The organism is Polyangium sp. 15x6 (genome assembly GCF_029960785.1).
GTDB lineage: Bacteria > Myxococcota_A > Polyangia > Polyangiales > Polyangiaceae > Polyangium.
This window is the reverse complement of record NZ_JASBQE010000182.1, coordinates 1-10571: the sequence shown is the minus strand read 5'-3', so window position 1 is coordinate 10571 and position 10571 is coordinate 1. Positions and strand designations below refer to the sequence as shown.

The following is a 10571-nucleotide window of genomic DNA, read 5'->3' as shown; positions in this document are numbered from 1 at the left end:
TGTCCGCCCCTGGACCCGGACCAGCGCAAGCGCTGGACCCGGGGTCGATGAACTGCGCGATGCGCAGTTCATCGAACAGGCCGAGGCAAGACCAGCGAAGGCCCTGCCAGTCAAGGCAGCTGCGCTGACGTTTCAAGCGGCAACGCTCTCCCACCGGCCCGTTGGAAGAACTGCGCGGAGCGCAGTTCTTCCACCCTCGGTCCAGGCCGTGCCTGGTCCGGGTCGAGGGGCGGACAGCCCCCGCGGGGTCCGGGGCAGCGCCCCGGCGCGACGTCCCCTAGCCCCACGTCCGCCACAGGAACAGCCCCACCACGATCACCACGAGCGCGACTGCGATGCCCCAGACGAGGCGCGCTTGGCCCTCCTCGGGCCGCTTTGGCGCGGCGCGCGTGCTGCGCGGGGCGACGACCTCGATTTCCCGCCGCCCTGGTTTGTCCCCTGCCCCTGGCGGGAGATCCTTCTTCTCCCCGAGTACACGCAGCCACTCGGCGAGTGCGCCGATTTCGCGCGTGATCTGGTCGAGCTGCGTCTCCGTGTTGTCTGCGATCGTCCGCAGCACGGCTGGCTCTGCCTCGCCTCGCTGCTCCTGCGCCTCGCGCAGGATCGCGCCGAGGAGCGAGAGCCGCTCCAGCACCTCGCGCATCGGGGTCATCTTGTCGCGCAGGCTCGTCACCTTCCGGGCGAGACCGTCGATCCGGCCAAGCGCGTCCTCCAGATCGCGCAGCCGCTCCTGCTGGTAGGACGCGACGAATGCTTCCAGCGCCTTGCGCATGTCGTTCGCCGCGGAGAACCGCTCCTCCGCCTCGAACGCGAGCGCCTTCATGAGCACGTGGTAGAGCCCCTCCGGCATGAACGCGGGCCGCGCGGGCGGCTCGTGCAGGAGCTTCGCGCGCCGCTCGATGATCTCGTGCACGCGCCCGTCGGTCGCTGCCGGGTACGGGACCGACCCCGTCGCGAGCTCCCACAGGACCGACCCGATCGCGTGCATGTCCGACGCGGCGCCCACCTTCTCGCCCGTCGACTGCTCCGGGCTCATGTATGCGGCCGTGCCCGCCGTGCCGGGCATGCCCACGAGCGAAAGCGAATCGCTCTCGCCTTGCACCTGATCGAAGGCCCAGAGCCCGAGGTCGGTGATCTTGACGTCGTAGCCCTCGCGCTCGGGCACGTACCGCACGAAGATGTTCGCCGGCGTGAGATCGCGGTGGACGATGCGGTGAAAATGCATCTTGGCCGCGCCGCGCAGCATGGCGATGCCGATGCGGGCCACCTGCGCGGGCGGCAGGCGCCGCTCGATCGCGGGCAGCGCGGCCACCACCTCGGCGAGCGTCTGCCAGGGGACGTACTCGAGCGCGAGGTAGGCCGGCGCGACATCGTCGAAGCCGAGCACGTCCACGAAGAACTGCTTGTGCTGCGCGAGCATCTGCGCCGCGGCCACCTCGCGGCGGAACATCTCCTTGAGCGACGCCTCGAGCTCCGGCGCGCCCTTCTGGATGACCTTCACCGCCACCCACGGCCGATCCTTCGACGCCTGATCGTAGGCCCGGAACACCGCGCCCATGCCGCCGCGGCCGAGCAGCTCGACGAACAGGAAGCGGCCACGCAAGACGTACGGCATCGCGGCCCAACCCTCGGCGGGGCGCGGACGCTCGCAGGCGCAGGAGAGCTGCGAGCCATCGGTAAAAGTCCGCCAGCACTCGTCGCAGACGAAGAGCAGCGGCGCCGCGCCGGCCGGGGTCGCGGTCACGGAGGGCGGCGGGCCGTCGTAGATGTGGGCGACGCCGGGGAGGGCCTCGTTGCGGAAGAAGGGCGACGACGGGGTGCGGGGCGAGAGGGGCCGGGCGCGCATCGTCGGCGCGGGGCGGCTCGGTGGCGGCGTCACCACCGCGGCGCCGCCCTCCTCCGCCGGCTTTCGATCGTCCTCGGCCTTGTCGGTCGTCACGGGTAGAGCGCCTCGGAGGCGAGTATCTCTTGCCCTTCGGCAGAAAGGAAGCTCAGGGACGCGCGAGCCGGAACGACCGATCGTACGCGGAGAGCGGCGGATACGTGAGCGGCGCCGTCGTGTGCCAGGCGAGCAGGCGCTCTCGGTAGGCGGCGAGCATGCGCGCGCGATCTTCCTGCGTGCTGCGCGCCGGTGCCCAGGCGACGAAGGGCGGCAGCACGTCGAAGCCCACGTAGCGGAAGACGCCCTGGTTGACGGGCGCGAGCAGCATGTTCATGTCGCCGGCGAGGCCCGTCTCCTCGTACATCGTCGCGGGCCCGCCCGTGGTGATGGAGGCCATCGCGCGCTTGCCGCGCATCGTTCCGTGATCGTACCAGCGCCCCGCGCCGTAGACGCGCTGGAAGGCGAACACGCGATCCACCCAGCCCTTCAGGATCGCGGGCATCGAGAACCACCACATCGGGAACTGGAAGATCAGCGCGTCGCAGGCGAAGAGCTTTTCCATTTCGGCCTGCACCGCGGGTGCGAAGCCGTTCGTCTCGACCGCGTGGGCCTCTTCGATCTGCTGCTTGAAGACGTCGGGGTCCTTGCGGCTCGTGAAGTTGTGCGGCCCCGAGACGGGATTCCAGCCCATCGCGTAGAGATCCGACACGACGACCTCATGCCCCCCGCCCTCGAACGTCTCGACGGCGAGGCGCGTCATCGCGGCGTTGAAGCTCTTCGGCTCCGGGTGCGCGTGAACGATGAACACCTTCATGGCGTGGCGCTCCTTCAAGAAAGACGGCGTCCCCCCCCGGGGGCGCCACCCGCATCGTATCAGCGGAAGAAGTCGAAGCCCGTGCCGACCCCGCGTTCACGCGCGGCCGCATGCACGACCCGCGCGAGCGCGACGTCTTGCACGGCGAGCCCGGTCGAATCGAACACCGTGATCCGCGCGCCCTCGCGTCCAGGGCGCTTGCCCGCCAGGACCTCGCCGAGCGTCGCGTGGATCTGCTCGCGGCGGAGCAGGCCCGTTTCCAGGGGGACGTTCACCTCGCCGCTGTGCGTGGCCTGCTCCCAGTCGTCGATGACGACGCGGCCCTCGACGAGGATCGCGGGATCGAGCTCCTGCTTGCCGTGCGCATCCGCGCCGATGGCATTCACGTGCGCGCCTTCCTTGACCCACGCGCGCTTCACGACGGGCGCGCGCGCCGGCGTCGAGGCGTTCACCACGTCCGCGCCCGAGGCCTCTTCGAGGGAGACGACGCGGCCGCGCGCCTCTTCGGCGAAAGCGCGCGCGGCGTGCTCGGAGACGTCGGCGCAGAGGACCTCGAACGTGTCGCCGTAGACCGCGCGATGCGCCTCGAGCAGCGTGCGCGCCTGCACGCCGCAGCCGACGAACCCGACGGTCTTCGGGGGGCGCGGGGCGAGGTGCTTCGAGGCGATCGCGGCGGCGGCGCCGGTGCGCACGGCCGTGAGGAGCGTGGCATCCATCACGGCGAGGGGCAGCGCCGTCGCGGGATCGGTGAGGATGTACATGCCCATGACGGCGGGCAGATCGAAGCGCGCGGGGTTCTCCGGGTGGGAGTTGACCCACTTGACGCCCGCTGCGCCGTCCACGTACGCGGGCATGGCGCGCAGGTCGCCGTGGTAGGCGTCGAGCTCGAGGTAGACCTTCGGCGGCATGAGCGCGCGGCCTTCGCCATGCGCGGCGAAGGCGGCCTCGACCGCGGCGATGGCGGCCTCCATCGAGAGGAGCGAGCGGACGTCGGAGCGCGAGAGAAGGATGGTTGCGTGCGGAGGCATGGGTAGGCCGGCGGTATAGCGCGCAGCCTGCTTGAAAGCTCGATCCGCCGCCGGAGCCCTGCGCGGGGACGCCGGACCCCCCCGCCCTCACGAAGCACCGCGGGCTCGCCGCGACGGATGCCGCCTCCCGATCGCAAGCACCCCGCGCCCCTTCGCCAGCGGCGCGCCTCCCGCTCGAACCGCCCCCGCCGACCTTCCTCCGCGAAGGCCACCCCGCCGCAAGGGCCCCGCCCCCCGCGCAAAGGACCCCGCCGACCGACCGAAGGACCCCGCGCACCGGTTTCCGGACCCCGCGCACCGGTTTCCGGACGGCTCCCCCGATCGCCCAGCAGCCTACCTACCCGTCGGAAGCGCCGCGCCCTCGGCCGCGGGCGTGACGGGCGCGGGCGGCGAGGGCGCCGCCGCGTCGTCGTCGTCGTCCTTCTGGGAGGCCCGATCGACGCGCAACTTCTGAAAATCCTTGTCGTTTCGCCCCACGGCATGCGCGAGGCTCCGGCGGAACGTCTGCAGCTCCTTGTCGAACACGACCGCCGTGGCGCGGCTCTCCTTCAGGAGCTTCTGGTACGTCGTGTCCGCGGCTTCCGCCTCCGACCATTCCTTGTTCGCCGCTTCGAGAGAAGGAATCAGCTCTTCGAGCGCGTCGACCTTGTAGGGGAGCGGCTTGCCGTCTGCCGTGGTGGCTTCCTCCAATACCTCGGCGAGCCGGCCCCCGTCCTCGATCACGTCATCGGGTACGTCGGGCTTGTCGCCGAAGGTCGAAGCATCGAACTCCGGGACGTCGCGCACGAGCAAGGGCAACCAGCCCTGGATGCGCCGGAGCAGGGTGGCGACCGCCCCTTTGCCCTCGCTCATTTCACGTCGCCAGGTGTTTTCGTACTTCGCGGCGGCGTCGTATGCGGCGATGAATGCGGCGGCCTTGCCGGGCAAGGTGGTCGCATACGCGGCAATGACGGGCGACTCGGAGGCCCTGCGCTCCTGCACGCGCTTGGCGCGGGTCGCGAGGCGGCGGAGCTTCCATGCGGGGGTGGTTGCCATCGAGAGGATCCTTTCCAGAAAGGTGCGGCTCGAAGGAAACCCGGAGGGAGGGGAAAAGGTCAAGGGGCATTCACGGCGGGCGCCGTCACCGAGAGCCGTGCGGCCCGATCTTCTTCGGTGATGGTGATGTCGATCGGCTGGCGTTCCCCGAACTCGATCGCGTTCGTGAAGGCCGCAAGCCCCCGGTGGCGCAGCCAAACCTCCGGTGCCGATTTCTCACCCTTCGGCATATAAGTAGCATGTCGTATCCGCCGCCTTGTACGGGCGAGTGAGCAAGGTCTTCAATGGTCGTTGGGAGAGGCTACGCGCTCCGGGAGAAGATCGAGGAAACCGCCGATTTTAGCCTGTACCGCGCGTGCCGCGAGGGCGACGGCGTCCCGGTCTTGCTGAAAATCCTGCGCGCGGAAGGATCGACCGGCGCCGAGGTCGCGCGCTTCAAGCACCAGTACGAGCGCATCGCGCGCCTCGCCTCGCCCCGCCTCGTCGCGCTGCGCGGCGTCGAGGCGCTCGCCGGCTCCTTGATCGTCGTCCTCGAGGACTTCCCGGGCAGCGATCTCGCGCGGATCCTCGCCGCGCGCCCGTCACGCAGGATGCCGGTCGGCGAGGCGCTCGATCTCGCGGCCGCGCTCGCCGAAGGCCTCGCCGCGGTGCACGCGGCGGGGCTCGTCCACCGCGACCTGCGCCCGCAAAACGTGCTCGTCGGCGCGCACGGCGCGGTCAAGATCACGAACTTCGGCGTCGACGCCGAGATCACCCGCGCGCACGAGCGGCTCTACGAGCCGGCGGTGATCGCCGACGTGCTGCCCTATGTCTCCCCCGAGCAGACCGGGCGCATGAACCGCGGCGTCGACTACCGGACCGACCTCTACGCGCTCGGCGTCATCCTTTACCAGATGCTCACGGGTCAGCGCCCCTTCGAGGTCCTGGACCCGATGGAGCTCATCCACGCGCACCTCGCCCTCGCGCCCGCGCCGCCGTCCCGCGTCGATCCGACGATCCCCGAGGCCGTCTCCGACGTCGTGCTCAAGCTGCTCGCGAAGAACGCCGAGGACCGCTACCAGAGCGCCGAGGGCCTGCTCGCCGACCTCGAGCGCTGCCGTGAAACCCTGCGCGGCACGGGGACGATCGAACCCTTCGTCGCGGGCCAGCGCGATCGTCAGGACCTCTTCCGGATCCACCAGAAGCTCTACGGCCGCGAGCATGACATCGAGGCGCTCACCGCCGCGTTCGAGCGCGCGCTCGCGGGGTGCCGCGAGATCGTCCTCGTCTCCGGCTACTCGGGCATCGGCAAATCCTCGCTCGTTCACGAGATCCTGAAGCCGCTCGCGCGGCAGAAGGGCTATTTCACGAGCGGCAAATACGACCAGTACAACCGCGACACGCCCTACAGCGCGGTGATCCAGGCGTTCGACGGCCTCGTGCGGCAGATCCTCACCGAGAGCGAGGCGCGGAGCGAGGCGTGGCGGAGGTTGCTCCTCGACGTGCTCGGCCAGAACGGGCAGGTGATCTGCGACGTCATCCCCTCGCTGTCCCACGTGCTCGGCCCGCAGCCGCCCGTCCCCGAGCTCGGGCCCGTCGAGGCGCAGAACCGCCTGAACCGGTGCTTCTTGCTCTTCGTCTCGGTGTTCGCGCGGCACGCGCACCCGCTCGTCCTGTTCCTCGACGATCTGCAGTGGATCGACCCCGCGAGCCTCGGGCTGCTCCGCGCGCTCCTCGCCGACGACTCGCTCGATGCGCTCTTCTTCTGCGGCGCTTACCGCGACAACGAGGTATCGCCCGGGCACCCGTTCGTCCTGGCGATCGAGGAGCTCGAGCAAGCCGGGCTCGTCGTGCGCGACATCGTCCTCGCCCCGCTCGCGCGCCCGCACCTGCTCGAGATGCTCTCGGACAGCCTCAAGCGCGACGACTGCGGGCCGCTCGCCGACGCGGTGCTGAAGAAGACCGGCGGCAACCCGTTCTTCGTCAAGCAGTTCGTCCGGTCGCTGCACGACCACGGCGTGCTCACGTACACAGCCGGGTCGGGATGGCGCTGGGACCTCGCCAAGATCGATGCGCTCGCATACACGGACAACGTCGTCGACCTCATGGTGCGCACCATCGCGCGGCTACCAGCGACGACCCAGGCGGCCCTGAAGCTCGCCGCGGCGATCGGCAACCGGTTCGAGCTCGACGTGCTCGCCACGGTGAGCGAGTGCTCGCCGGAAGACGCGTACGGCCGCCTCGATCCCGCCGTGAGCGAGGGGCTCGTGATGGCCCGCCGCGAGGACTACCGCTTCGCCCACGACAAGGTCCAGGAGGGCGCCTATGCGATGATCCCGGAGGCGGACCGGCCCGCCTTCCACCTCCGGATCGGCCGGCTGCTCGCGGACAAGCTGGACCTCTCCGAGAGCCAGAACCTCTTCGACGTCGTCGGCCACCTGAACAGCGCGGGCGACCTCGTGTCGGACCCTGCGGAGCGCCTGCGCCTCGCCCGGATGAGCTTCGAGGCCGCCTGCCGCGCCGAGGACTCGGCCGCCTTCGGCGCCGCCCTGCGCTACCTGAAGCTCGGCCTCCTGCGCCTCCCGGAGGACGCCTGGACGTCGCAGTACCCGCTCCGCCTCAGGTACGCGATGAAGACCGGCCTCATGCTCTCGCTCTGCGGGCGGCACGACGACGCCCTCGCGATCCTCTCCGATTGCCTGGAGCACGCCGCGAGCCGGCTCGATCGCACCGAGGTGCTGCGGCTCAAGATGAACGTGCAGGTGCTCAAGAACGACCTGCCCGCCGCGCTCGCGGAGGGGCTCGACGCCCTGCGCCCGTTCGGGATCGACCTGCCCCCCTTCCCCGACGAAGCCACGCTCGACGCCCAGATCCGGGCGACGATGGATCTCGTCCGGAAAAAGACGATCGAGGCGCTGCCAGGTCTGCCGCCGCTCGCGGATCCGGAGATCCTCGCCATGCAGGACGTGCTCCAGGAGCTCTTTCTCCCCTGCTACTTCCTGGCCACGAACAACCTCGGCATCACGGTCGCGAAGATCCTCGAGAACACGCTGCGCCACGGACTGTCGAAGAACTCGGTCTTCGGCTGCGTCAACTTCGGGATGGTCCTCTGCGCCCGGGGCGACATCGCGCTCGGCTACCGCTTCGGCCGCGCTGCCATCGACCTCTGGGAGCGCTACCCGGACAAGAAGTCCGAGGCGATGCTCCGCAACATTTTCGGCGCCTTCGTGCAGCACTGGAGAGAGGGCTATCTCGCCTGCAAGGAGATGCTGTTCGCAGGGGTGCACGCCGGGCTGGAGACAGGCCAGTACATCTGGTCGTTCTACAACACGGTCAGTGGCATGACGCTCAGCCTGCTCCGTGGTCCCCCGATCTCGGAGCTCATCGCCGAGGCGCGGAGCTACCAGCGGATATGCGAGCTCGACGAGTTCAACGCCATCACCTGGATGGTCCGCGCGGTCAGACAGCTCGCGCACCAGCTCTCGAACGAGACCCCGCACCCGGCCGCGCTCAAGGGAACGTGGATCGACATCGACGAGGTGATCGTGGAGTGCCGCCGGATCGACAACCAGGCCTCGCTCTTCTACGCCCACTTCTACGTCGTGCTCTTGGCCGTCTTCCAGGGCGCGTTCGAGGAAGCGGCGCGCACCGCGCTCTCGCTGAACACCGAGATCCCGGCGTCGGCGGCGGGCTGGCTCGGCATTCCCGTGTTCCATTTCTACGCCGGCGTCGCGTTCACGCAGGCGGCGGACGTGGTCTCCCCGGACGAGCGCGCGCTCTTCCTCGCCCGCGCGGGGGTCTGCACCGAAAAACTCTCGCGCTGGGCGGAGTTCTGCCCGGAGAACCTCGGGCACCGCAGCGCCCTGCTCCGCGCCGAGCTCGAGCGCGTCCGCGGCGACGCGCGCGCCGCCGGGGATCGCTACGACGAGGCGATCGCCCTCGCGCAGCGCGGCGGCTTCCTCCACGACGAGGCGCTCGCCAACGAGCTCGCCGGCCTCTCGTTCCGCGCTCTCGGCAAGACCACCATCGCCCGCGCCTACCTGACCGAGGCGCACAGGGCCTACGGCCGATGGGGCGCGACCGAGGCGATGCGGCGCCTCGAGCGCTCCTACCCCGACCTCGTCCCGGGCGAGAGCCTGCGAGGCGAGAGGAGCCCGCAGGCCGGCGCCGCGCTCGACATCGGCTCGGTGCTCAAGGCTTCCCAGGCCATCTCGGGCGAGATCGTCCTCGACCGCCTGCTCGACGCGCTCATGCGCATCCTGGTCGAGAACGCCGGCGCGCGGCGCGGCGTCCTCCTGCTCCTGCGTGACGGACGGCTCGTCGTCGAGGCCGAGCACCGCACCGGCGAGGCGGCCGTCCACATGCTCGGCGCGGCGCCCCTCGAGGGCCGCCAGGACCTGCCGGCCAGCGTCGTTACGTACGTGGCGCGGACGCGCGAGACCGTCCTGCTCGACGACCTCACGATCGACGGGCCGTTCGGGCGCGATCGCTGCTTCGCCGGCGGTGCGCCGTGCTCCTCGCTCGCCGCGCCCATCGTCTACAAGGGCCGCCTCGCCGGCGTGATCTATCTCGAAAACGACCTCACCCGCTCTGCCTTCACCCCCGATCGCGTCGAGGTGATCCGGCTCCTTTCCGCTCAGGCAGCCAACTCCATCGAGAATGCGCGCCTCTATGCGGATCTGCAGCAGGAGAACGCGGAGCGACGGCGCGCCGAGGAGGTGCTCCGCTATTCCTACTCGCTCCTCGAGGCCACGCTCGAATCGACGACGGACGGCATCCTCGTCGTCGACGACGAGCAGCGCGTCGTGCGTCAGAATCACAGGTTCGCGGCGATGTGGCGCATCCCGGACGAGATCCTCTCCACCGGGTCGGGCGACACGTTCCGTAGGTTCGTCTGCGACCAGCTCCTCGATCCCGAGGCGTTCCTGCAAAGGATCCGCGCTCTCTATGCCTCGCCCGAGGAGTCCAGCTTCGATGTCATCCCGTTCGCGGACGGGCGCATCTTCGAGCGTTATTCGCAGCCCCAGCGGCTCGGCGGGCGCGTGGTCGGGCGGGTCTGGAGCTTCCGCGACATCACCGCGCGTGTGCGCGCCGAGCAGCAGCGCGATCAGCTGCTCCTGGACGAGCGGCGCGCGCGCACGGCAGCGGAGGAGGCCGTGCACCTGCGGGACGATTTCCTTTCGATTGCCTCGCACGAGCTCCGCACCCCGCTCACCAGCCTGCTGCTCGCCATTCAATCGCTGAAGCAAAGGCTCGCGCGGGGCATGGACGTCGAGCGCGTGCGCTCCGCGGCCGCCCTCTCTGACCGCCAGGCCAAGCGCCTCGGCGACCTCGTCGATATGCTCCTCGACGTCTCCCGGATCCAGGCGGGGAGGCTCGAGCTGCACACAGTGCCCGTCGAGCTGCGCGCGCTCGTCGACGAGGTCGTCGCCCACCTCGGCGATCAGATCGCGCAGTCAGGCAGCGCGCTTGCCGTGCGCGCGGAGCAGCCGGTCATCGGCCAGTGGGACCCGCACCGCCTGGAGCAGGTCGTGACCAACCTCCTCACCAACGCAATCAAGTTCGGAGAACGCCAGCCGATCGACATCACCATCACCGGAGAAGATCGGGTCGCACGGCTCGCGGTGACGGACCGCGGGATCGGGATCCCGGCCGAGGTGCAGGCGCAGCTCTTCGAACGATTTCGCCGCGGCGTCTCGTCGCAGCATTACGGGGGGCTCGGGCTCGGTCTCTACATCACCCGCACCATCGTCGAGGCGCACGGCGGCCGAATTCGCTTGTCGAGCGAGGTCGGCCGGGGCTCGACCTTCTGTGTCGAGCTGCCGCTCTCGAC

At 70.0% G+C, this 10571-nt stretch carries 6 protein-coding genes; 1 reads left to right on the top strand and 5 read right to left on the bottom strand.

The genetic code is table 11. The features are described 5' to 3' along the window. Nucleotides 1-277: 277 nt before the first annotated feature. The 5 genes from QHF83_RS51800 to QHF83_RS51780 form a co-directional block, all read right to left on the bottom strand. Nucleotides 278-1939 (bottom strand): protein kinase, encoded by a 1662-nt coding sequence (locus QHF83_RS51800; protein ID WP_282425598.1) that lies wholly within the window; start codon nucleotides 1937-1939, stop codon nucleotides 278-280. A gap of 52 nt (nucleotides 1940-1991) precedes the next feature. Then, on the bottom strand, nucleotides 1992-2696 hold the full coding sequence (locus tag QHF83_RS51795; protein WP_282425597.1) for an NAD(P)H-dependent oxidoreductase: 705 nt from the start codon (nucleotides 2694-2696) through the stop codon (nucleotides 1992-1994). 59 nt (nucleotides 2697-2755) lie between these two features. Then, on the bottom strand, nucleotides 2756-3724 hold the full coding sequence (locus tag QHF83_RS51790) for an ornithine cyclodeaminase family protein (RefSeq protein ID WP_282425596.1): 969 nt from the start codon (nucleotides 3722-3724) through the stop codon (nucleotides 2756-2758). A 333-nt stretch (nucleotides 3725-4057) separates the two neighbouring features. Next, nucleotides 4058-4759: a hypothetical protein gene (locus QHF83_RS51785; protein WP_282425595.1), complete on the bottom strand. Its 702-nt coding sequence runs from the start codon at nucleotides 4757-4759 to the stop codon at nucleotides 4058-4060. Nucleotides 4760-4818: 59 nt separating this feature from the next. Then, on the bottom strand, nucleotides 4819-4989 hold the full coding sequence (locus tag QHF83_RS51780) for a hypothetical protein (protein ID WP_282425594.1): 171 nt from the start codon (nucleotides 4987-4989) through the stop codon (nucleotides 4819-4821). Nucleotides 4990-5043: 54 nt separating this feature from the next. On the opposite strand from QHF83_RS51780, the gene QHF83_RS51775 reads away from it, so the two are divergent. Further along, nucleotides 5044-10571 (top strand): AAA family ATPase (locus QHF83_RS51775; RefSeq protein ID WP_282425593.1); only part of this gene is annotated, 5528 nt, incomplete at its 3' end.

Bases quoted from the DNA above. Each gene is read 5' to 3' on its own strand.
- QHF83_RS51795 (WP_282425597.1), bottom strand. From the start codon at position 2,696: ATGAAGGTGTTCATCGTTCACGCGCACCCGGAGCCGAAGAGCTTCAAC.
- QHF83_RS51790 (WP_282425596.1), bottom strand. From the start codon at position 3,724: ATGCCTCCGCACGCAACCATCCTTCTCTCGCGCTCCGACGTCCGCTCG.
- QHF83_RS51785 (WP_282425595.1), bottom strand. From the start codon at position 4,759: ATGGCAACCACCCCCGCATGGAAGCTCCGCCGCCTCGCGACCCGCGCC.
- QHF83_RS51780 (WP_282425594.1), bottom strand. From the start codon at position 4,989: ATGCCGAAGGGTGAGAAATCGGCACCGGAGGTTTGGCTGCGCCACCGG.